Source organism: Ruegeria sp. CH8 (assembly GCF_056536985.1).
Map to the genome: position 1 here is coordinate 233854 of NZ_JBQFQR010000004.1, position 22477 is coordinate 256330.

The window sequence follows — 22477 nt, forward strand, 5'->3', positions numbered from 1 at the left end:
GCCGTATAGGCCCGTCTACGCGTTATATGGGTCATCAAGACCCAGTTTGCCAAGTATATCGACCTCGACGGCTTCCATCAAATCCGCGTCTTCATCACGGATGTGATCGTATCCCAATAAATGCAAAGTTCCGTGAATGATCAGGTGCGTGACGTGATCATCCATGGGCTTGCCCGCCTCGTCCGCCTCGCGCGCGCAGGTGTCATAGGAAATCGCAATATCCCCCAGCGTGATTTCACCTGTGAAGTCTGGTTCGGGCTGCAGCGGCGACTGGCCCGGTTGGTCAGCAGCCAAATCCTCGGCTGGCCAACTGAGCACATTGGTCGGAGTGGGCTTTTCCCGAAACTCGGCATTCAGATCGGCGATCCGGGTGTCGTCACAGGCCAGCAGACTGATTTCACAAAGATCAGCGTCCAGATTGCAATGATCCAATACCGCCTGAGTGGCCCGCGTGGCCAAGGGCTCCAGCCGCTGCCAGCGCGTGTCTTCGATCGTAATTTCAAGGTTCATGTCACTGTGCCCAAAGCCCACGGCTCTGGACGATTACCCCGTCTCACGGCCTGAGTCGGCCTCATACGCTTCGATAATGGCGGCGACAAGCGGGTGGCGTACCACGTCTTTCGAGGTGAAATAGTTGAAGCTGATATTCGGGATCGTCTTCAGCAACCGTTCGGCATCCGCCAGCCCCGACTGAACCCCGCGCGGCAGGTCTACCTGCGACCGATCTCCGGTGATGACCATACGGCTGCCCTCACCCAGACGGGTCAGGAACATCTTCATCTGCATGGTGGTGGCGTTCTGCGCCTCGTCCAGCACCACAAAGGCATTGGCCAGAGTCCGACCGCGCATGAACGCCAGCGGAGCGATTTCGATTCGTTTTTCTTCGATCAACTTGGCCAACTGCTTGCCGGGCAGAAAATCGTTCAGCGCGTCATAGAGCGGTTGCATGTAAGGATCGACCTTATCCTTCATGTCGCCCGGCAGATAGCCCAGCTTTTCACCAGCCTCGACGGCGGGACGGCTTAGAATGATCCGGTCCACATGCCCTCCGATGAACATCGAAACGCCGACAGCCACCGCCAGATAGGTTTTGCCGGTGCCCGCAGGACCGATTCCAAAGGCCAATTCGTTGTTGAACAGCGACTGAACATAAGCCTTTTGCGCATCTGTGCGTGGCTCAACCAGTTTTTTGCGGGTTTTGATTTCAACCGTACCACCCTTGAACATCTCAAGCTGGTCGCCGTCGCGGCTGCCGGTTCCTGTCTCAGAGCCGCCCATCCGAAGCTCGCGGTCCACGTCCGCAGCCTCTACATCGCGACCGCCCTCAAGACGGGTATAAAGCGCCTGCAGCACCTCGATGGCCTGTTTTTGCGAGTCTTCGTCGCCCATGACAACCAACTGATTGCCGCGTCGCACGATCTGCACAGACAGCTTGTGTTCGATTTCGGTCAGGTTGCGGTCATACTCGCCGCACAAATCAATCAACAAACGATTGTCAGGGAATTCAACAAACGCCTCGCTCTGGGGCATGTCATCTTGCGGTGGGGTAAGGGCACCGATGGCCAATCCGTTCTCCTGTCTTGGCGTTTCACCTTGAGCGTAGACAACAAATCTTGGTGGGCGCAAGCCACAGATTCAAATTTTCACCAATGGATGGTAAAACCGCCGACGCGGGACACAGATCGCTAAGACCCGCGCCATCAGAATGTATAGTTCAAACCAAATCTCAGGCCTCGGTAACGAGGTGTGGATTTCGTAGAAAATCCGTTGTCAAACTCAACGGTACGCGAATCGAACTGTACGTATTCATACTCGCCTGTGATCGACCAGTTTTCATTCAGCTTGTGCTCCGCCCCAATACTGGCCGAGAACCCGCCGCGCGTGTCACTGTCTTCAAAGCGTTGTGGGATGGGCCCAAGGGCCAGACTGCTGGTGGTTTCAACGTCGCCTTGCACATACCCGACTGAAACAAAGTAAAGGACAGAACCGCTTTTGTTGGTCAGACCATTGCGTAACCGTATCGAGAGAACGTCCGAGACCTTCGAACCTCCGGTGGCCGCGATGCCGCCAATCTCGGTTGAGACCAAATCATCAATCGTTCCAGTATCATAACCCAGTTCGACCCCATAGACATAGTCACGCCCGCCCGCGGCCGGAAGAACACCACGCCAGCCACCTCGAATACCGAAATACCCTCCGCGCAGGTCCAATTCACCAACTTGGAATGTTCCCGCCGGGGTCCGCAGACCGAATCGGTCCGACCCGTTTGAGGCATGACCGCCACTGAGGCCCAAATAGAAAGCGCTTACGTCATTACCAAGGCGCTTGGAACTGACAACCGGGGGATCAGTCACGCCCTGTTCGAGATTGCCCGCAACCGTTGCGTTAGAACAAAGTGAAAGGACCAAAACCGCAGTTAAAGCAACTCGGCTATTTGATCCAAAGTAACGCGTTAGAAAAAGCACTCGAAACCTCCATCGTCCCAGCCCGCAATTCGGGTCAGCACATACTTGGGTCTTAATGAACGCGCAAAACTAGCGTCCGAAAAAACCTGAGCTTTCTCGGACCATAGTTACCAGTGATAAATCAAGGGTTAAAAACGGAAACAAATGCTGACTATGGTTTTCAAACAGCACTTGCCCACAGGATCAAACCAGCGCCCCTGCTAACGAATTGGCCCCAGAGTCGGTGATCAAAACCTCTCGCAAATCACCCACGTCGACATTTGCATCAGACACATGAACCGAATGCAAATACTCAGACTTTCCAACCATTTGCCCCGGCAAACGACCAGTTTTCTCGAACAGTACGCGGACCTTGCGGCCAACCATCGAGTCCTGAATTTCTCGTTGATGCCGGGTGATCATTTCCTGCAGGCGCTGTAGGCGATCATCCGCCGCCGCAGGATCGACCTGAGGTCGTTCGGCCGCTGGGGTTCCGGGGCGTGTCGAATATTTGAAGGAATAGGCATAGCCGTATTTGACCTCTTCCACCAAATCCAGCGTGGCCTGGAAATCCTCTTCGGTTTCTTCCGGGAAGCCGACGATAAAGTCACCGGACATAACAATATCTGGGCGTGCGGCACGAATACGCTCGATCAGACGCAGATAGCTCTCAGCCGTGTGGCTGCGGTTCATGCGCTTGAGGATGCGGTCCGATCCCGACTGCACCGGCAGGTGTAGATAGGGCATCAGCTTTTCGCAGGTTCCATGCGCCTCGATCAGGTCCTCCGCCATGTCATTGGGGTGCGAGGTGGTAAAGCGGATACGCTCCAGCCCGTCGACCTTGTTCAACTCCCAGATCAGACCGGCCAGCGTCATGTCTCCGTTCAGGCCCGAACCATGGTAGGCGTTGACGTTCTGACCCAGCAGAGTGATCTCGCGCACGCCGCGTTCGACCAGATCATGCGCCTCACGAATGATGCGATCCGCCGGGCGGCTGACCTCGGCACCGCGGGTATAAGGCACCACGCAGAAGGCGCAGAACTTGTCGCAGCCTTCCTGCACGGTCAGAAACGCCGTCGGGCCACGCTTGGCCTTGGGGCGGTTCTTCAGCTTTTCGAACTTGTCCTCCTCGGGGAAATCCGTGTCCAGCGCCTTGGCACCGGTGCGGGTCTTGGCCTCCATCTCGGGCAGGCGGTGATAGCTTTGCGGCCCAACCACCAGATCGACCAGCGGCTGACGGCGCATGATTTCCTCGCCCTCGGCCTGCGCCACGCAACCCGCCACACCGATCTTCAGATCAGGCTTTTCCGCTTTCAGCCCCTTGAACCGGCCCAACTCGGAATAGACTTTTTCGGCGGCCTTTTCCCGGATGTGGCAAGTATTCAGCAGAATCATATCCGCATCGTCGGGGCTTTGGGTTTCGACATAGCCCTGCCCGCCCAGCGTCTCGGACATGCGCTCGCTGTCATAGACGTTCATCTGGCAACCATAGGTTTTGATGTACAGCTTTTTGGGTTCTGACATGGATATGGCCTTTGCGTTCGCGGGATCGGCGTCATCTATACCTTACGAACGCCGCTTGCAATGCCGGGGCGGATACCCGATTTTGGCCGAAGATTCCAGCAAAGTGGAACCGAACAGGCAATGCAATACGACTCACTCGACGTTTTCCTGAATTCAGGCAAATCGGCGCTGGCCAAAGGCCCCGTCGCCCTGATCTTTGCCGAGGACATGGTCGAGATCGACAGCACCATCCGGCATCACCTGCATCTGGGGTTCAAATCCGTAATCGCCTTCATGCCGCAGGATTTCGCGCTGGATCCCGAACTGTCCAAGCGCATTCACCGCGTCGCCCTGACCTGCGTGCCCAGCGCCGTTGTCTTCGACACCATCAACAGAATTATCCACGCCGCCCCCGGCACCTGGATGTATTATTGTTATAACGCCGAATACCTGTTCTTTCCGTTTTGCGAGACCCGAACGGTAGGCGAATTGCTGGCCTTTCACGCCGAAGAACGCCGCGACGCGATGCTGAGCCATGTGATCGACCTCTATGCCGACGACCTGAACGCCTATCCGAACGGAGTCGCCCCGGATCACGCGATGCTGGACAGCACCGGCTATTACGCACACACCCGCCACAACGCCGAAGGCCACCCGATCGAGCGGCAATTGGACATGTCCGGCGGCCTGCGCTGGCGGTTCGAGGATCACATTCCATACGAGCGCCGCGGCATTGACCGGATCGCCCTGTTCAAATCCCGCAAGGGTCTGGAACTGCGTCCCGATCACACCTTCAACGAGCCGGAATACAACACCTATTCCTGCCCGTGGCACCACAATATGACGGCCGCCGTCTGCTCATTCCGCGCCGCAAAGGCGTTGAAAAGCAATGCCGGGTCCACCTTCGATATCCCAAGCTTTTGCTGGCACAACTCGGTTCCGTTCCAGTGGACGTCGGGCCAATTGCTCGATCTGGGGCTGATCGAATCGGGCCAGTGGTTCTGACCCTAGCGCCGCAGCAGAACCGGGAACCAGTCTTCACGCAGGCGCTGGCCAGGGGCCATATCGTGACCTGGAAACGGCGGAGACGTCCGGCCCGGGCGTTCCACATAGCGCGCATCATCTCCAACCAGACGCAGCGAAAACGCCCGGCGGCGGCTGTCGGATTGGTTGCCACGCGCACCGTGCAGCGTGCGGTAGTTGAATGCCACCGCGTCACCCGGCTCCATCTCGAATTCCACCACCTTCATCCCTTCGGCATCCGGGTCTGGGACGGGAATGTACTGACCTTCATCTGAGAAGAAGCCCTCTTCGCTGACCCAGCGAGTCGGCAGAACCTCTTTCTCCCACCGATGAGAGCCCGCCACACAACGCAGCGTTGCCTGTTTCACCGGGTCTAGTGGGGACCAGAAGCTGATGGTTTGCTGCCCTTCGACAAAGTAGTACGGCCCGTCCTGATGCCACGGCGTCGCCATTGAGGTGCCCGGCTCCTTGACCAGAACGTGGTCGTGGAACATCTGCACGGTCTGCGATTTCATCAGATCCGCCGCAACCTCGGCCGCCGGAGAGGTTTCGATCACTTCGCGAAAATGATCAATCCGCGACCAATTGCAGTAATCGTCAAAGAACAGGCCGGTCTCGCCCTGTTTCTTGTTGTCCGACGCATAAGGCCCGGGGTCGGACATATTCGCGGCAACGCCGTCGCGCAGAGCCTCGACGTGATCGGCAAACAGCCCTTTGATCAGGACAACACCGTCCTGTTGGTAGGTGTCGATCATCTCTTGTGTGACCAGAGGGTGCGTCATGTCTGTCTCCGTGCCTTTGGGTGCTGTGATCTGCACATGGGGATGCCCTCTGTTCAAGTCATATCTTTCAAAGATACACTTAACTTCATGTTATATATTTCACTGCGCCAATATAAATATGTCTGCGCCATCGGACGGCATGGCAGCCTGTTGGCCGCCGCGCATCACCTGAACGTTTCGCAACCAGCGCTGTCTAACGCACTGACCCGGGTCGAAGAACAACTGGGCTATCCCCTGTTCGCACGCCGGCGCGGTGCGGCAATGGCGCTTACCCCACAGGGCCGCAGTTTCATCGAAGAGGCCGAGGCCTTACTGGCCAGCGCCGCCCGATTGGAAAATGCCGTCGAAACCAGCACGGGCAAGGCCCGGTTGCGGCTGGGCTGTTTCGTCGATCTGGCTCCGTTTCTGCTGGCCCGTGCGCTGCGGCAATTGCGCGCCGAGATGCCGGATGTGGTGGTATCTTACAGGGTGGACAGTTTCGAAGGGTTGATTTCCGGCCTGATCGACGGGCGGATCGACCTCGCGCTGACCTACGGGCTGAGCATGGACGCGACGTTCACCCGGCACACGCTGTACACCAACTCTCCGCGCGCGCTATTTTCGCCGGATCACCCTTTGGCCTCGAATAGCCAGGTTTCCCTGCGCGACCTAGCCACCCATCCGTTGATCCTGTCCGAAGAAGGCCTATCCGCACAACACGTGTTAGGGCTGTTTCGGCAGATCGGAGAAAGCCCGAAAGTGGCCCACCGCGCGGCCTCGCTGGAAATTCAACGCAGCCTCGCGGCCCACAATGAGGGCGTTGCGATCAGCTATGCCAACCCACCTGCCGAGGTCAGCTATGACGGGATGCCCCTGCTAAGCCTGCCGATTTCAGACCCGTTTGCAGCCGAACCCGTGGTACTGGCCCGACATGGCACAGGCCCCACCGATGCGCATACGTCGCTCGCCGAGCGGGCACTGACAGGACTGGTGACGTGAGGTTATTTCTTCCGCAGACGGATCACGACGTCGACCGAGGCGATCTCGACCCCGTCGGGGGCCTCGGGCAGGCGCTGAATCACCAGCTGATCTGAAGGCGCGTCGCTCAGGCGGCTTTCGTCTTCCCAGTAGAAATGGGGGTGATCATGGGTATTGGTATCGAAATAGCTTTTGGAACCGTCCACCGTGATTTCCTGCAGAACACCGGCCTCGCAAAACGCGCGAAGCGTGTTGTAGACCGTTGCCAGAGACACGGCATCGCCGTTCTTCTTAGCCGATTCAAACAAGCTTTCCGCCGTGACATGGCGGTGACGGCCGTCGCCAACCAGCAGCTCCGCCAAAGCCATACGCTGACGCGTCGGGCGCAATCCCGCATCGACCAACCAATTTGTGGCTCTGCTCTGGCTTTGAGGTGTCATCAATCCGATACCCGTTTGTTGCTGACTTATATATAAGTGCTCATGTCAGGTAATTTCAAATGAAATTCATTCGCAAAGATTGCCCTGAACACAACATGATGTGGGCGACCGCTCTTGCAGGACCTTGCATACGGGTGCTAGGTGAGGCCAGATTATAGAAACGGACCCCTGGCAGGAGAGGCGGCAGAATGGCCCAATTCCCGAGCAGCTTTGACAAGGACGATCTGCTGAAATGCGCCCGAGGCGAATTATTCGGCCCCGGCAATGCGCAGCTGCCTGCTCCGCCGATGCTGATGATGGACCGGATCACCGATATCTCGGCTGATGGTGGCGCGCATGGAAAAGGTCACGTTCTGGCCGAGTACGATATCACCCCGGACTTGTGGTTTTTTGACTGCCATTTCCCCGGCAACCCGATCATGCCGGGCTGTTTGGGGCTGGATGGTCTGTGGCAGCTGACCGGCTTCAATCTGGGCTGGCGCGGCTGGCAGGGCCGCGGCATGGCCGTGGGTGTGGGTGAGGTCAAGCTGACTGGCATGGTACGCCCGGACCGCAAGATGTTGACTTATAAAATCGATTTCAAAAAGGCGATCCAGACCCGCCGCCTGACCATGGGTGTGGCGGATGGTATCGTCGAAGCGGACGGCGAAATGATTTACGACGTCAAAGACATGAAAGTCGTTCTGTCCGAAGCCTAAGCCGGACCGGCCTGAAATAAGGAGCACGCACATGCGTCGAGTAGTTGTCACCGGTCTGGGGGTTGTCTCCTCCATCGGGAACAATGCCGAAGAGGTTCTGGCCTCGCTGAAGGCCGGCAAGTCCGGCATTGAGGCCAATGAGCAGATGGTTGAACACGGCTTTCGCAGCCAGATCGCCGGATCGCTGAAGATTGACGTGTCCGAGCATGTGGACAAGCGCACCCTGCGGTTCATGGGACCCGGTGCCGCCTATGCTCATATCGCGATGAGCCAGGCGATTGCCGATGCCGGCCTGACTGAAGAGCAGGTGGTGAACCCGCGCACCGGTCTGGTTGCCGGTTCGGGCGGCCCGTCGACCAGTGCGATGCTGACCGCACATCAGACGGTGCTGAAAACCGGTGCGACCAAGCGGATTGGTCCGTTTGCGGTGCCGAAATGCATGTGCTCGACGATATCCGCAAACCTTGCGACCGCGTTTAAGATCAAGGGCATCAACTACTCGATCACCTCGGCCTGCTCGACCTCGTTGCATTGCATCGGTAACGCGGCAGAACAGATCATGCTGGGCAAGCAGGACGTTATGTTTGCTGGCGGCGGCGAGGAATTAGATTGGACCCTGTCCTGCCTGTTCGACGCGATGGGTGCGATGTCTTCGAAATACAATGACGCGCCCAAGAAGGCCTCGCGGGCGTTCGATCAGGATCGCGACGGGTTCGTAATCTCGGGTGGCGGCGGCATCGTCGTGCTCGAGGATCTGGACCACGCGCTGGCGCGCGGCGCCAAGATTTACGCCGAAGTCACCGGCTATGCCGCCACTTCGGACGGTCACGACATGGTGGCCCCCTCGGGCGAAGGCGGCGAGCGCGCGATGCGTCTGGCGCTGGGCACCCTGCCCGAAGGCCGCAAAGTCGATTATATCAACGCTCACGGCACCTCGACCCCGGTTGGCGATGTGGGCGAGGTCGAAGCCGTCCGCCGCATCTTTGGCGAAGGCAACGTGCCGCCGATTTCATCGACCAAGTCGATGACCGGCCACGCGCAGGGCGCTGCTGGCGCGCTAGAAGCCATCTTCTGTCTGCTCATGCTGGACAATGACTTTATTACTCCGTCGATCAACGTCGACACGCTTGCCGAAGGCATCCTGCCCGGTGAAATTGCAACTCAAGTAGTTGAAAACGCAGGTCTGGACAGTGTCATGACCAATAGCTTCGGCTTTGGCGGCACTAACGGGTCCATGGTTCTGTCAAAATATAACGGGTGAAAATGATGTCGGATCTTCTCAAGGGCAAACGCGGCCTGATAATGGGCGTGGCCAACGACCGCTCGATTGCTTGGGGCATTGCCAAAGCCATGCACGAGGCCGGCGCGGAACTGGCATTCACCTATCAAGGTGAAGCATTCGGCAAACGGCTGGAACCCCTGGCCCAGAGCCTTGGCAGCGATTTCATGGTGGACGCCGATGTTACCGACGACGAGTCGCTGGACCGCGCGTTCAGCGAACTGGGCGAACGCTGGCCGACGATTGATTTCGTGGTCCACGCGATTGCCTATTCGGACAAGTCAGAACTGACCGGTCGCTTCCTGAACACCACGCGGGCAAACTTCAAACATTCTATGGATGTGTCGGCCTATTCCTTTATCGAGGTTGCACGCCGCGCCTATCCGCTGATGAAAGACAATGGCGGCTCGCTGCTGACTCTGACCTATCAGGGCTCGAATCGGGTTGTGCCGAATTACAACGTAATGGGCGTAGCGAAAGCAGCGCTGGAATCGGCAACGCGCTATCTGGCAAACGACCTTGGACCCGAAGGCATTCGCGTCAACGCCATCTCACCCGGCCCGATGAAGACGCTGGCGGGCGCGGCTATTGGTGGCGCACGCAAGACTTACAAGTTCTGCGATCAAAACGCGCCGTTGCGTTCGAACGCAACGCTTGAGGCCGTTGGCGGCACCGCCGTTTATCTTGCATCCGAAGCCGGTGCCTGCACCTCGGGCGAGATCATCAAAGTCGACGGTGGCTTCCACGTTCTGGGTATGCCGCAGCCAGATCACATGTGACCCGATCTTTCCCTGCCCGCGCCAAGATTTAACCATCTTTCGCGGGCACGGATAGCGGCATGAGCAAAGCAGAACACATCATCGCAAACACCTCTCGGGCCTCCCGTCGCAAACAAGGTTTTCTGGGACAACGTGGGCGGATCGCCTTGTTGACCCTAACCATGCTGCTAATGCTGTTTGTGTTCTATACGCAGGCAGATGTACGCGCAGACTTCGCATCCTGGACCAGCCTGATTTCAGGCTGATCCAACTCACTGGCCCAACGCGGTCAGTTGACCGAGACGACCTCAATATCGAAAATCAGGTCCTGACCGGCCAGAGGGTGGTTTGCGTCAAGCGTAACAGTTGCCTCGTCGGAATCGACCACCGTCACCGGCACGGCCTGCCCGTCTGGTGTCTGCATCTGCAACTGGGTGCCGGGGTCTAGCGGAACGTCATCCGGGATGCCTTCACGCGGAATTTGCTGACGTGCCGCGGGGTTGATCGGGCCATAGGCATCCACGCAGGCGATCTCAACCCGCTTTTTCTCACCCACGGTCAGACCCGGCATGGCCGTATCCAGCCCGGGGATGATCTGGCCTGACCCGACCACGAATTCCAACGGATCGCGCCCTTCGGAACTGTCGAACACATTGCCGTCCAACAGCGTCCCTGTGTAGTGGATGCGAACCGTGTCGCCTTCTTTGATTTCGGTCATAGGTGGCCTCCGGCCGTTATTGGTTTAAGCGGCCAAGCCTAGAGTGTGACACGACATTGTAAACCCTCCCCCCCTTTTGCGCCTGCAGCTCTTGTGCCAACCTGCGCGCGACTAAGGGAGGGGTAATGATGCCAATTACAACATGCGTATTCGACGCCTATGGCACGCTATTCGACGTCGCCGCAGCCGCGCGGCAGGCGGCAGCCGAGCCCGGTTTCGAGAAGCTGCAGCAAAAATGGCCCGAACTGGCCAATCACTGGCGTCTGAAGCAGTTGCAATACACTTGGCTGCGCGCAATCACTGACGCCCATGCCGATTTCTGGGACGTGACACAGGACGGGCTGGACTGGGCGCTTGAGGCCACCGGGCTGGACGGCGACCCGGGTATGCGCCAGCGGCTGCTGGATCTGTATTGGGAGTTGCAGGCCTACCCCGAAGTTCCCCAAATGCTGGCTGATCTGAAAGCCGGAGGGTTGAACACCGCGATTCTGTCGAATGGATCACTGCCTATGCTGGATGGTGCGGTGCAGTCGGCTGGGATCGGCGGGGTGTTGGATGACGTGCTGTCGGTCGAAAGTGTCGGCGTCTTCAAACCCCATTCCAACGTCTATGATCTGGTTCAACAGAGATTTGGCTGCGCCCGTGATGAAGTTCTGTTTGTCAGCTCAAACGGCTGGGATGCTGCAGGTGCCAGTGGTTATGGCTTCGTAACCGCGTGGGTGAACAGGGCAAAAGAGCCAATGGACCGCTTGCCATGGGAACCAACGCATGTACTGTCCGACCTGACAAGAATCCCTCAACTGGCTAGACTTTAATGGCATTTTTCACGACTTCCGACGACAGGCGCCTCTACTACTCCGATATCGGGTCCGGAACCCCGGTGCTGTGCCTTGCCGGATTGACCCGTAACAGCCGGGATTTCTCGTTCCTCGCGCCGCATATCTCTGACCTGCGGATGATCACGATGGATTACCGGGGCCGCGGGCAGTCGGACTACGATCCGGACTACATGAACTACAACGTTCTGCGCGAATCCCATGACGCAATCGAATTGCTGGATCATCTGGGGTTGGATCGCGTGGCCGTTCTGGGCACCTCACGCGGCGGCCTGATCGCGATGGCTCTGGCGGCCAGCCACCCCGAACGCCTGTCAGCCGTAGTCCTGACAGATGTGGGTCCGGTTATCGAAACCTCGGGTATGGCCAAGATCATGGATTATGTCGGGCGGCAACCGGTGGCGAAGACCTATGACGAAGCCGCGCAAACTCTGCAGCAGGTTATGGAGCCACAATTCCCTGGCGTCCCGCTCAGCAAGTGGCACGCGCAGGCCGAGGTGCAGTATGAACAGACCGAGGACGGTTTGGCTCTGCGCTATGATCCCGCCTTGCGCAAGGCCTTGCTGGATCAGGCCGCTGCCGGGGCCATCCCGGATATGTGGATGTTCTTCGAGGCGCTACGCGACATCCCGACCGGCGTCATTCGGGGCGCGAATTCGGACGTTCTCGGCAAAGAAACGCTGAGTGAAATGCATAAACGCCATCCCGGTCTTATCTCAGTAGAGGTTCCGGATCGCGGGCATGTTCCGTTTCTGGATGAACCGCAGTCGCTGGACCTTATTCGCAAGGTATTGGACGCCGCATGAGCACTTTGCAGATGATCGAAGCCGCCGCCGAGCGGCTGAAGGGCCACGTTCGGGAAACGCCCCTTCTGACCTCGCCGTTTCTGGATGAACTGGCGGGGCGCCGGGTGCTGGTGAAACCCGAATGCCTGCAACATACTGGCAGCTTCAAGTTTCGTGGCGCGTGGTCGGCGATCTCGGCTTTGGACGAGGCGGATCGGCAGCTCGGGGTAATCGCCTATTCCTCGGGCAACCATGCGCAGGGTGTGGCCTATGCTGCCGCGCAACACGGGATTTCATCGGTGATCGTCATGCCGTCGGACGCGCCGCAGCTGAAGATCGACAACACTCGCGCGCTGGGGGGCGAGGTGGTTCTGTACGACCGCGCCAATGAAAGCCGCGAAGAGATTGGCGAGTCGCTGGCTGCCGAGCGCGGCCTGACCCTGATCCGCCCTTATGACGAACCGCAGGTGATTGCCGGTCAGGGCACCACCGGGTTGGAGCTTGCCCGGCAAGCCGCCGAGATGGGCGTCGAGCAGGCCGATGTACTGGTCTGCTGCGGGGGTGGCGGGCTGACCTCGGGGATTGCGCTGGCACTGGAGGCTCATGCGCCCGGCCTGCGCGCCCGCCCGTGCGAGCCCGAAGGGTTCGACGACGTTAAACGCTCGCTGGCAACGGGCCGGATACAGAACAACAATGCTGCTTCGGGAAATATCTGCGATGCGATCCTGACACCGCAGCCGGGGCAGATCACCTTTCCGATCCTGAGCCGCCTGTGCGGGCCGGGCCTGTCGGTCACCGAAGAAGAAGCGATGCGGGCCATGGCACAGGCCTTCCTGCGACTGAAACTAGTGTTGGAACCGGGCGGTGCGGTGTCACTGGCCTCGGCCCTGTTTCGTCGTGACGAGATCGAAGGCGAAGCGGTGATCGTTGTGGCATCGGGGGGCAATGCAGACCCAGAAGTATTTGGAAAAGCACTGGAATTCCTGACCTGACATGAATCAATGATTGGGTCAATGTGATGTCTTAACGTATGGCGACGGGGATTGAGTCATGCAGATCTTGGATCTTGGCGAAGTGCAGTTGCACTATCGGGTCGATGGTGATCCGGATGGTGCGCCGATTGTTTTTGCCAACTCACTGGGCACCGATCTGCGTCTTTGGGACTCCGTGCTGCCTCACCTGCCCGCGGGCCTGCGGATCATCCGCTATGACAAACGCGGGCACGGGCTTTCGTCACAGCCCCCGGCTCCCTATTCCATGGGTGCGCTGGTGCGTGATGCCGAGGCGCTGCTGGATCATCTGAACGTGCGGGATTGCGTTTTTGTCGGCCTGTCCATCGGCGGGCTGATCGCGCAGGGTCTGGCGGTGAAGCGGATGGATCTGGTCCGTGCGCTGGTTCTGTCGAACACGGCCGCCAAGATTGGCATCCCTTCGATCTGGCAGGATCGGATGGACGCAGTGCGTCAAGGCGGTATCGAAGCACTAGCCGATGCAACGATGGAGCGGTGGTTTTCGAAGAAATTCCGGGCCTCACCAGAGCATCTGCTGTGGCGTAACATGATGGTGCGGCAGCCCGTGGACGGGTATCTGGGCTGTTGCGGCGCGATCTCAGGCACGGATTTCTACACCCCCACCAGCGGCCTGCGCCTACCCACGCTGGGGATTGCAGGCAGCGAGGACGGCTCAACCCCACCCGATCTGGTGCGCGAAACGGTCGACCTGATCCCCGGCTCGAAATTCGAACTGATGCGCCGGGCCGGTCACCTGCCCTGCGTCGAACAACCAGTTGAATACGCGGCCCTGCTACGCGATTTCCTGACCGAAACCGGACATATAGAAGGAGCGTGACAATGGCAGATTTCCTGTTGGTCCATGGGTCCTGTCACGGAGCCTGGTGCTGGCGCGATCTGATCCCCGCGCTTGAGGCCTTGGGCCATACGGCGCGCGCCATCGATATGCCGAGCCACGGCGCGGATCCGACGCCGATTGCCGATGTCACGTTGGATAGCTGCCGGGATGCGGTGCTGTCGGCCTCAAACCCGCAGACGATTATCGTCGGCCATTCCTGGGGGGGTTATCCGATCAGCGCGGCCGCAGAGGCCAACCCCAAAGCCATGCGAGCGCTGATCTACCTGTGCGCCTATGTTCCACAGGACGGCCTGTCTATGGTCGAGATGCGCAGGAGGGCCCCGCGTCAATTGATCATCGACGCTGTCGAAAAATCCACCGACGGTCTGTCTTACGCAGTAAGGCCAGAGAAGGTGCGCGACCTTTTCTACCACGATTGCGCACCGGAAATCGTGCCTTATGCCTTCGCGCGTCTTTGTCGGCAGGCCGTTGCCCCGCAGGAAACCCCTCTTCCCTTGTACGGCAATTTCGCACGCGTCCCCAAGGCCTATATTCGCGCCACAGACGACCACACGATTCCGACAGAGTACGAAGAAGAAATGAGCCACATCGCGCCCGAAGAGTTACGCGCAACGATCAACAGCTCTCATTCTCCGTTCTTCTCGCACCCCCGCCATCTGGCGGAAATTCTGGACGATCTGGAACAAAAATTGCCGGCGGCCTAACCAAGCGTAACGGGTGCTTCACACGTGAACCAAGCGTGCTAGGGTCCGGTTAAAACTTGCGACTAGGTGCCATGCGTCTGCCTTTTCTCTTCGTTCTCGGTACGGTCATGATCGACGCAATGGGCATCGGCCTTGTGTTGCCAATCATGCCCGACCTGATTGTCGAGATTCAGGGGGGTACCCTAGCCGATGCCGCAATCTGGGGCGGCGTTCTGAGTACTGCCTTTGCCGCGATGCAGTTCGTATTCGGTCCGATTCTGGGCAACCTCTCCGACGCCTTCGGGCGGCGCGCGGTTCTGTTGGTGTCGCTGTTCGTGATGTCGCTGGACTACGTGGTGATGGCCGTTGCAGGCAGCATCTGGCTGTTGCTGGCGGGGCGCATCATCGGCGGCATCACCGCCGCCACCCATGCCACGGCCGCTGCCTTCATGGCCGATGTGTCGAAACCGCATGAGAAAGCCGCGAATTTCGGCCTGCTGGGCGCGGCCTTCGGTGTCGGGTTCGTATTGGGCCCGGTGATCGGAGGGTTGCTGAGCGAATACGGCACCCGCGCGCCTTTCTGGGCCGCCGCCGCCCTATCCGCGCTGACGTTTCTAGCAGGTCTGCTGGTGATGCCGGAAACGGTGACCGACAAAACCCGCCGGGCCTTCAGCTTGCGCCGTGCCAATCCGGTAAACTCCCTCCGCGCAATCGCCTCACTGCCCGGTATTCGCCCGATGCTGTGGGTCTATTTCCTGTATTCGGTGTCGATCTACGTCTACCCCGCGATCTGGGCCTATTTCACGACCGAACGTTTCGGCTGGTCGCCACAGATGATCGGCCTGTCGCTGGGTGTCTACGGCATCGGTATGGCAGCCGTTCAGGGCGGCCTGATCCGCCCCGCAACCCGGTATCTGGGTGAGCGGGTCACGATCATCTTCGGCATGGGGTTCGAGATCGCCAGCTTCCTGCTGCTGGCCTTCCTGACCAACGGTTTCATTGCCCTGATGCTGATACCGGTTACTGCGCTGGGGGCGGTTGTCACTCCGGCTCTGCAGGCCCTGACGTCTCGTGCCACGCCGGACTCGCAGCAGGGTGAACTGCAGGGGGTGCTGACCTCCTTACACGCGTTGTCGATGGTGATCTCTCCACTGGTGATGACAAGCGTGTTCGCGCAGTTCGTGAAACCCGATGCAGCACTGTATCTGCCCGGGGCACCGTTTCTGCTGGCGATGCTGTTGATGGTCTTCGGGTTTGCACTCTTTTTGCGGTCGCGCCCTATCGCGGCGTAACAACGACCTCTGAATGACGGTTTCCGTCTTGCGACACAAAGTTTCTCGCGCCACCGTGGACCAAAGGGAATGAGGGACAAGAATGCAAACCATCAAAGCCGCCGTCTGCCGGGCGTTCAACGAACCTTTGATCATTGAAGACATCCAGATCGCGCCGCCGGGCACCGGTGAGGTCGAGGTAACGCTGGATGCAGTGGCGATCTGCCATTCCGACATCACTTACGCCACCGGTGCGTGGGGTGGGCATTTGCCAGCCGTCTATGGGCACGAAGCCGCAGGCGTGATCACCGCAACCGGAGACGCGGCCGGAGGGTTTCAGGTAGGCGACGCGGTCGTGGTCACCCTGATTCGCGCCTGCGGGTCCTGCCAATCCTGCGCAGGTGGTCAGCCGACGATCTGCGAGACGCCCTATGACTCGGTCAACGGTCCGCTGCGTACAGCGGATGGCGGGCCTCTGGATCAGGCAATGGCCTGCGGAGCATTTGCCGAGAAAGTCGTCGTCAGCCACCGGCAAATCGTGAAAATCCCCGAAACCATGCCCAAGGATGTCGCCAGCCTGCTGTCTTGTGGGGTGATCACCGGGGTTGGTGCAGCGGTGAATGCAGCCAAGCTCCGCCCCGGTCAGGACGTGGTTGTCATCGGTGCAGGTGGCGTCGGACTGAATGCCATTCAGGGCGCACGCCTCGCTGGCGCGCGGCGGATTGTGGCAGTCGACATGACCGAAGAGAAACTGGAAATTGCCAGGGAATTCGGCGCTACCCACGGCATTCTGGCAAGCCAAGAGCAACCATGGAAAGCCGCCTATAAGGCATTGGGCGGTCGCGGCGCCGATGCGGTTCTGATCACCGTTGGCGCGATCCCGGCATATGATCAGGCCCCGCGTTATTTGGGCCGTGGCGGCAAGGCGATCATGATCGGCATGCCGCATTCAGGCGATATGTCCAGCTATGAACCCGTTGTTCTGGCGGCGCTGGGTCAGGGGCTTGTCGGCTCGAAAATGGGCGATGTGGTTATTCAGCGCGATGTTCCGTGGATGATCGACCTCTATGAACAGGGGCGGTTGAAGCTGGATGAACTGATCTCGGGCCGTTGGTCTCTGGACCAGATCAACGAGGCAATTGAGAACACCAAAACCGGATCGGCCAAGCGCAACGTGATCCTGTTCGACAGGGGTAACGGCGGATGAAACTGCAGGACCTCGACATCATCGTCACCGCCCCGCCCGCGCCGGGCTGGGGTGGGCGCTATTGGATACTGGTGAAAGTCACCACTGATACCGGGATCACCGGTTGGGGCGAATGTTATGCGTCCTCGGTTGGCCCCGATGCGATGCAGCATGTCATTCGCGACGTCTTCGAAAGGCATATGCTGGGTGAAAATCCGGAAAACATCGAGCTGATGTTCCGTCGCGCCTATTCCAGCGGTTTCACCCAGCGCCCGGACCTGACCGTGATGGGCGCATTCTCGGGGCTTGAGATCGCGTGCTGGGACATTCTGGGCAAGGATCGCGACCGCCCCGTCTATGCCCTGCTGGGCGGGCTGATGAACAAGCGTATCCGGGCCTATACCTACCTCTACCCCCTACCCCAGCATAACCTGACCGATTTCTGGACCTCGCCCGAACAGGCCGGGGAATGCGCGGCCGAGATGGTGCGGCGCGGGTTCACGGCGGTGAAATTCGATCCCGCCGGCCCTTACACCATTCGCGGCGGGCATATGCCGGCGATGTCCGATATTTCGATGTCGGTCGCCTTCTGCAAAGCGATCCGAGAGGCCGTGGGTGACAAGGCCGATCTGCTGTTCGGCACACATGGCCAGTTCAACACGGCGGGCGCGATCCGGCTGGGCCAAGCGCTGGAGCCGTATTCTCCGCTCTGGTTCGAAGAGCCAACCCCGCCAGACATGATCGAGGACATGGCCCGCGTTGCCCGAAACGTCCGCATCCCGGTAGCCACCGGCGAACGCATGACCACCAAGGCCGAATTCGGCGCCGTCCTGCGTGCAGGGGCCGCCGAAATTCTGCAACCTGCTTTGGGTCGCGCCGGTGGCATTTGGGAGATGAAGAAGGTCGCCGCCATGGCCGAGGTGTTCAACGCCCAAATGGCCCCCCACCTTTATGCCGGGCCGGTCGAATGGGCCGCCAACATCCATCTCGCCGCGTCGATCCCGAACCTGTTGCTGCTGGAAACCATCGAAACCCCATTCCACGATGCCCTGATCAAAAGCACCCTTCGTGTGGACGAGGGCTTTGTGACCGCCCCGACCGCGCCCGGTCTGGGGATCGAAATGGACGAAGATCTGGCCCGCGCGCATCCCTACACCGGCGACGGGTTACACCTGCAAATGCAGGAAGAGCCCTGCGACTATGTCAACGGCAACGCCTTTCAGGGCGGTGCGCCAGCGACCGAGGGGTGACAATCAAAACCGGTTTGGGTCATATTGGTCCAACCCCAAGTTGCGAAACAGGCCGCTCGTGACCACCATGCCAGAAGACATCAAAAGCGCTCAGGCAGATAGTCCTGCCGATATGAAAGAAAGCGCCGCCCAAGCTGCGGCCTTTCTGAAAGTGCTGGCGCATGAGGGGCGGCTGATGATCCTGTGTCATCTGGGCGAAGGTGAAAAATCGGTCAGTGAACTTGAAGACCTGCTTCAAACCCGTCAGGCAGCTGTCAGCCAAATGTTGGCGCGACTGCGTCAAGAACGGTTGGTCTCGACCCGCAGGGAAGGAAAAACGATCTATTACTCGCTGCAGGACGGCAATACCGCGCAAGTCATCGGGCTGCTGTATAATCTGTTCTGCAAGCCGGACAGTTAGTTCGAGACATAGCCCGCAATCACCTGCAACAGCTTGAACGCGGTTGCAGCGTCGTTTTCGACCACAGCCAGGAATTCCTCCTCACCGATCCGCAGACAGGAAAGCTCGGTCTCGGCAACCATGCTGAGCGCGCGGGGTTCCTTGCGGATCAGCCCCAGTTCCCCAACCAGCGCCCCCGGCCCGACCTTGGTGATCAGTTGGTCGGGTCCTTCCTTCTGCGGCAGGTACAGCCCTGCCTCCCCTTCCAACACCACATAGGCGCCGTCGGTGGGCTGGTCGTCCTTCAGGAACACGACCTCGCCCGGCTGGGCATCATACCAGCGCGCACCAAAGGCCAGCAGACGCAACTGTCTGCGGTCGAGACCGGAAAACAGCGGTGTCTGCTCCAACGCGCGCAGCTTGCGCGCCAGGTCGGCCGAGGCGGCGCTGTCCTCTTCCACCGTGGTATCCCCTTTATCTGAAACCACACGACCTTGCCGGATTTCAACAAAACTGTCGAACTTGTCCGGGTTTTCAAAATGGTCATTCAGATAGATCACGGTCGTATCCGGCAACAACTCGCGCAGGTTTTTGTAGACCGCGACCTGAGTTGCCATGTCATAGCTGGCAAGCGCATTTTCCAGGATCAGAATATCTGGCTTCTTGATCGTCGCACGTGTAAAGGCCAACGGTTCGGCAAAGACGGCAGGCAGGTTCTGACCACCGATCGCGACCGGCACGTCGTAAATCAGCTCGACCACCAGCGGACGCGCACCGTTTGCGTCCAGAACATCGACAATCAACTTGCGCGCCTCGTCCGAACGACCGCCGCCAATTTGGCTGACCTTGCCGAACAGAGCATTCTCCATCACCGTCAGGCCGGGCGCGAAAGCGTCTTTATGCAGTGGCAAAAAGACATCCTGCAAGCCTTCTAACAGCTTTTCCGAGTGGCTATGACGCAGTTCCAGAATGCGGTTCTTAAGCTCATCCGTGAAGGCGGGCCCAATCTGTTCAGCCGAGATCACAAACGGCACCGCCAGAAGGTTCGCCAGCTTTTCGTCATCCAGCCCCGACACGCCCTCGTTCCGGGTCTTCTCGACAAGCTCAAGTGCGGTCTCGTAGGTTTTGGCTTCCAGACCAAGCTTGCGGAACAACGGATGGTCCGTTCCATCCAGACCAAAGATCTGGCGCAGCATCTCAATCACGTCGCGGGTCAGACTGACCAGCGTTTTGTCCAGCCCTAACTCGCGCAGCTGCCCAAGGAACACGGTCTGGCGGGCCAGCAAGTCCTGCGTCACCGGAACCCGAGGCGTCGCGAACAGCAGATTTTCCGCGACCGGTAGTGCCGAATTATAGGTGCACCAGTCAAAGACCAGCGCCTGTTGATCCAGCCCGGATTTTTGCACTGCCTGTTGCACAACAGGGCGCAGCTCAACCAGTTTCTGCGCAAGTTCCGGATGTTCGGCGGCGACGAATACCTGATCCGATCCACGTTGGAACAAAGCGGCCCCCGACCCCATTCCATCAATCAAATGCAACCACCAGTCCCGTAACGCTTCGGGGCTATCCAAACCGGCCAGCGACGGGTCGAGCCAGTCTGCTTGGTATGGATCGGCGCTGTTGCCTGCGCGTTGCGTCTCGGCAAAGTCGGGGTCGTCGGATTGGGTTGTCAGTGGCCTTTGTCGCATCGGCATCATGACATTGTCGCCCAGCGTGCCCTGAAACATGATCGGGCGTGACGAGGCATAGCCGATGCGTGCGGCAACGACGCTTTGGTGCAGGGCCGCCAGGTTTTCGCCACCCACCTCAACCCGGCCCGAGCTAGGCAGGATTTCCCGCGTCAGCAACTCGGCGACAGCGCGTCGATCCTCTTCGCTGGGGGCAGCAATGCCGATGGTTTGCCCGCCCGCAAATGTCAGGTTCAGATCATCCAAAACCTGATTGCCGTCCATGTCCCGGACCGAGACCCGATCCAGCACAATATCGCCGTTCAGACGCGGGCGGGTTTCGGGCTCGCCCTCGAACAGCTTTTCATCCGGCATCCCCGGAGGCGCAAAGCGTTCGATCACCACGTCCCAGCGCAGCGACATGTCCTGCGTCTGGTTGTAATAAGTCAGCAGTTCCTTCCACGGCGAGCTCAGATCCTTATACGCCGCCAGAGCCGCCACCAGCGCGCCCAGCGAGACCGAGCCCTGCAGCACCAGAAGACCACCAACCAGATAGAACATGAAAGGCGTCAACTGCGAGATGAAGTTGTTGATGAACTTCATAAAAAACTTTTTCTGGTAGATCTCGAACCGGATACCGAACAAACGCCCCAACTGTTCTGAGATCATCGCACGTCGATAGCGCCAACCGCCATTACCCCGCAGGGTCGAAGCCCCTGCGGCGTTCTCGCCGATCTGAGCGGCCAGAATGCGGACTTCCTGAATGCGTTTCTTGTTCAGCAGGTTGATCTGCCGCTGCAGCTTGGGGATCAGCCACGCCTGCAGCGGGATCAACGCTACGGCGGCAAGGCCGAACCAGACACTTTGCAGAAACAGGAAGGACAGGATCGTGATCATCTGCCCGGCCTGCAAAACGGGCTGGCTGATCGCGTCACCCATCAAACCGCCCATCGGCTCGCTTTCGGCGGTGATCATCGACACCATCTCGCCCTGGCTAACCCGTTCGAAATAAGGTTGCGGAAAGCGCAGGGCGCGGTTGATCAGTTGGTACCGGAACCGGCGCAACATCCGTTCGCTCAGCACGCCTTTCATGGTGTTGATGCGCATCTTCATCAGGCCATGCGCAAGCACCGCCACCAGAAAGGCACAGCAAAGGATGATCAGGAATGTCGTTTGCGGTAGCTCATATCCCAGAAAGTCGACCACAGGACTGGCCGCACCGATCGCATCGTTGATGATGCGCTTGGGCAGTTCCAGCGTTAAATACAACAATGGAAATAGCGTGGACGTCACGGCCAACAGGATCAGTTGATCGCGTTTTGAGTATTTCCAAATAAACCGGAAAATCGAACGTTCTATGGAACCTGCCCCTGTTGTGGATAACTGATCCGATCCTGAAGAAAGTGCCGCAAATCCAACACTCTGAATTTACAGCAATCGTGACCTGTGACGCAAATGGTTTCCAGTTAGAAATTATCCGCCATGTGTGAACAAGTTCATTTGCGCCGCAACGGTTTAGCCCGTAAGCTTCGCTTCAGGACGATATCGGGAGGAACAATTTGACTGCCAGCATAGGCGCAGTGCTATTGATGCTCTGCTTATTGCAGATCAAACATATGTTTGCGGACTATTTTCTTCAGACTCCAAAAATGTTGTCCGGGCGCGGTGAATACTTTCACTGGGGCCGCGCACAGCATGCAGGTGTGCATGTTGTCGGGTCAATAGTCGTCTTCCTGCTGTTCGGGGCGGCGTGGTCTTTTATTCTGATCATTTCCGCGCTGGAATGGATCGTCCATTTCAATATCGACTTTGCCAAGGCCAATTATTCGGACAAGAAAAAACTGTCGCCCGCACAGGCAGCTTTCTGGCGTGCCACCGGACTGGATCAGTTGATGCATAACCTGACCTATATCGCGATGGTCTGGGCCTGGGTGAAATTCGCCGCCTGA

24 protein-coding genes are annotated in these 22477 nt (G+C 58.9%); 16 read left to right on the plus strand and 8 right to left on the minus strand.

The features are described from left to right. Positions 1–15: 15 nt before the first annotated feature. The 4 genes from ybeY to miaB all read right to left on the minus strand — a co-directional run bounded on the left by ybeY (position 16) and on the right by miaB (position 3968). Positions 16–510 carry an rRNA maturation RNase YbeY gene (gene ybeY / locus ACR0ER_RS06495; protein ID WP_480768203.1) on the minus strand — a complete coding sequence of 165 codons (495 nt, stop codon included), beginning with the start codon at positions 508–510 and terminating at the stop codon, positions 16–18. A 33-nt stretch (positions 511–543) separates the two neighbouring features. After that, on the minus strand, positions 544–1566 hold the full coding sequence (locus ACR0ER_RS06500) for a PhoH family protein (RefSeq protein WP_480768204.1): 1023 nt from the start codon (positions 1564–1566) through the stop codon (positions 544–546). Between the two features lie 134 nt (positions 1567–1700). Next, on the minus strand, positions 1701–2354 hold the full coding sequence (locus ACR0ER_RS06505; protein ID WP_480768205.1) for an outer membrane protein: 654 nt from the start codon (positions 2352–2354) through the stop codon (positions 1701–1703). 294 nt (positions 2355–2648) lie between these two features. Continuing rightward, positions 2649–3968 carry a tRNA (N6-isopentenyl adenosine(37)-C2)-methylthiotransferase MiaB gene (miaB, locus tag ACR0ER_RS06510; protein ID WP_480768206.1) on the minus strand — a complete coding sequence of 440 codons (1320 nt, stop codon included), beginning with the start codon at positions 3966–3968 and terminating at the stop codon, positions 2649–2651. A gap of 120 nt (positions 3969–4088) precedes the next feature. On the opposite strand from miaB, the gene ACR0ER_RS06515 reads away from it, so the two are divergent. Continuing rightward, positions 4089–4952: a hypothetical protein gene (locus ACR0ER_RS06515; RefSeq protein WP_480768207.1), complete on the plus strand. Its 864-nt coding sequence runs from the start codon at positions 4089–4091 to the stop codon at positions 4950–4952. Between the two features lie 2 nt (positions 4953–4954). Here the strand turns inward: ACR0ER_RS06515 and ACR0ER_RS06520 are convergent, their stop codons facing one another. Further along, positions 4955–5752, minus strand: coding sequence for a phytanoyl-CoA dioxygenase family protein (locus ACR0ER_RS06520; protein ID WP_480768208.1), 798 nt, complete (start codon positions 5750–5752; stop codon positions 4955–4957). Between the two features lie 87 nt (positions 5753–5839). Here ACR0ER_RS06520 and ACR0ER_RS06525 point away from each other — a divergent pair, with 87 nt between their 5' ends. After that, positions 5840–6730 carry a LysR family transcriptional regulator gene (locus ACR0ER_RS06525; RefSeq protein WP_480768209.1) on the plus strand — a complete coding sequence of 297 codons (891 nt, stop codon included), beginning with the start codon at positions 5840–5842 and terminating at the stop codon, positions 6728–6730. A 2-nt stretch (positions 6731–6732) separates the two neighbouring features. On the opposite strand, the gene irrA is transcribed toward ACR0ER_RS06525, so the two are convergent. Then, a complete protein-coding gene (irrA, locus tag ACR0ER_RS06530) occupies positions 6733–7149 on the minus strand; it encodes an iron response transcriptional regulator IrrA (RefSeq protein WP_480768210.1) in 417 nt (138 codons plus the stop codon). Positions 7150–7337: 188 nt separating this feature from the next. On the opposite strand from irrA, the gene fabA reads away from it, so the two are divergent. Genes fabA through ACR0ER_RS06550 form a run of 4 tightly spaced genes read left to right on the plus strand, consistent with a single transcriptional unit; the run spans position 7338 to position 10150 of the window. After that, positions 7338–7847: a bifunctional 3-hydroxydecanoyl-ACP dehydratase/trans-2-decenoyl-ACP isomerase gene (gene fabA / locus ACR0ER_RS06535; protein ID WP_480768211.1), complete on the plus strand. Its 510-nt coding sequence runs from the start codon at positions 7338–7340 to the stop codon at positions 7845–7847. A gap of 31 nt (positions 7848–7878) precedes the next feature. Then, complete coding sequence (gene fabB, locus ACR0ER_RS06540) at positions 7879–9108, plus strand: beta-ketoacyl-ACP synthase I (protein WP_480768212.1); 1230 nt, start codon at positions 7879–7881, stop codon at positions 9106–9108. A gap of 5 nt (positions 9109–9113) precedes the next feature. Further along, on the plus strand, positions 9114–9905 hold the full coding sequence (locus tag ACR0ER_RS06545) for an enoyl-ACP reductase FabI (protein ID WP_480768213.1): 792 nt from the start codon (positions 9114–9116) through the stop codon (positions 9903–9905). A 59-nt stretch (positions 9906–9964) separates the two neighbouring features. Beyond that, a complete protein-coding gene (locus tag ACR0ER_RS06550) occupies positions 9965–10150 on the plus strand; it encodes a hypothetical protein (RefSeq protein ID WP_480768214.1) in 186 nt (61 codons plus the stop codon). 23 nt (positions 10151–10173) lie between these two features. Here ACR0ER_RS06550 and ACR0ER_RS06555 read toward each other — a convergent pair whose 3' ends face one another. Further along, positions 10174–10602, minus strand: a complete 429-nt coding sequence (locus tag ACR0ER_RS06555) for an FKBP-type peptidyl-prolyl cis-trans isomerase (RefSeq protein WP_480768215.1) — start codon at positions 10600–10602, stop codon at positions 10174–10176. 128 nt (positions 10603–10730) lie between these two features. Between ACR0ER_RS06555 and ACR0ER_RS06560 the strand changes: the two genes are divergently transcribed. The 9 genes from ACR0ER_RS06560 (at position 10731) to ACR0ER_RS06600 (ending at position 18882) form a co-directional block, all read left to right on the plus strand. Next, entirely contained in the window at positions 10731–11417 is a 687-nt protein-coding gene (locus tag ACR0ER_RS06560) for a haloacid dehalogenase type II (protein WP_480768216.1), read from the plus strand. Then, the gene (locus tag ACR0ER_RS06565; RefSeq protein WP_480768217.1) at positions 11417–12244 is read left to right on the plus strand and encodes an alpha/beta fold hydrolase; all 828 of its coding nucleotides are present in this window, start codon (positions 11417–11419) and stop codon (positions 12242–12244) included. Before ACR0ER_RS06560 ends, ACR0ER_RS06565 begins: the two co-directional genes overlap by 1 nt. Further along, positions 12241–13215 (plus strand): threonine ammonia-lyase, encoded by a 975-nt coding sequence (locus ACR0ER_RS06570; protein WP_480768218.1) that lies wholly within the window; start codon positions 12241–12243, stop codon positions 13213–13215. The genes ACR0ER_RS06565 and ACR0ER_RS06570 overlap by 4 nt, the downstream gene beginning before the upstream one ends. Before the next feature lie 58 nt (positions 13216–13273). Continuing rightward, complete coding sequence (gene pcaD / locus ACR0ER_RS06575) at positions 13274–14071, plus strand: 3-oxoadipate enol-lactonase (RefSeq protein WP_480768219.1); 798 nt, start codon at positions 13274–13276, stop codon at positions 14069–14071. 2 nt (positions 14072–14073) lie between these two features. Further along, positions 14074–14796, plus strand: coding sequence for an alpha/beta fold hydrolase (locus tag ACR0ER_RS06580; RefSeq protein WP_480768220.1), 723 nt, complete (start codon positions 14074–14076; stop codon positions 14794–14796). Between the two features lie 71 nt (positions 14797–14867). Continuing rightward, positions 14868–16067: a TCR/Tet family MFS transporter gene (locus ACR0ER_RS06585; protein ID WP_480768221.1), complete on the plus strand. Its 1200-nt coding sequence runs from the start codon at positions 14868–14870 to the stop codon at positions 16065–16067. An 82-nt stretch (positions 16068–16149) separates the two neighbouring features. Further along, a complete protein-coding gene (locus ACR0ER_RS06590) occupies positions 16150–17253 on the plus strand; it encodes a Zn-dependent alcohol dehydrogenase (RefSeq protein WP_480768222.1) in 1104 nt (367 codons plus the stop codon). After that, positions 17250–18482, plus strand: a complete 1233-nt coding sequence (locus ACR0ER_RS06595; RefSeq protein WP_480768223.1) for a mandelate racemase/muconate lactonizing enzyme family protein — start codon at positions 17250–17252, stop codon at positions 18480–18482. Before ACR0ER_RS06590 ends, ACR0ER_RS06595 begins: the two co-directional genes overlap by 4 nt. Positions 18483–18594: 112 nt before the next feature. Beyond that, positions 18595–18882, plus strand: coding sequence for an ArsR/SmtB family transcription factor (locus ACR0ER_RS06600; RefSeq protein WP_480768265.1), 288 nt, complete (start codon positions 18595–18597; stop codon positions 18880–18882). On the opposite strand, the gene ACR0ER_RS06605 is transcribed toward ACR0ER_RS06600, so the two are convergent. Further along, a complete protein-coding gene (locus ACR0ER_RS06605) occupies positions 18879–21875 on the minus strand; it encodes a cyclic nucleotide-binding domain-containing protein (protein ID WP_480768266.1) in 2997 nt (998 codons plus the stop codon). The two genes, ACR0ER_RS06600 and ACR0ER_RS06605, sit on opposite strands and share 4 nt — an antisense overlap. A gap of 212 nt (positions 21876–22087) precedes the next feature. On the opposite strand from ACR0ER_RS06605, the gene ACR0ER_RS06610 reads away from it, so the two are divergent. Further along, entirely contained in the window at positions 22088–22477 is a 390-nt protein-coding gene (locus ACR0ER_RS06610) for a DUF3307 domain-containing protein (RefSeq protein ID WP_480768224.1), read from the plus strand.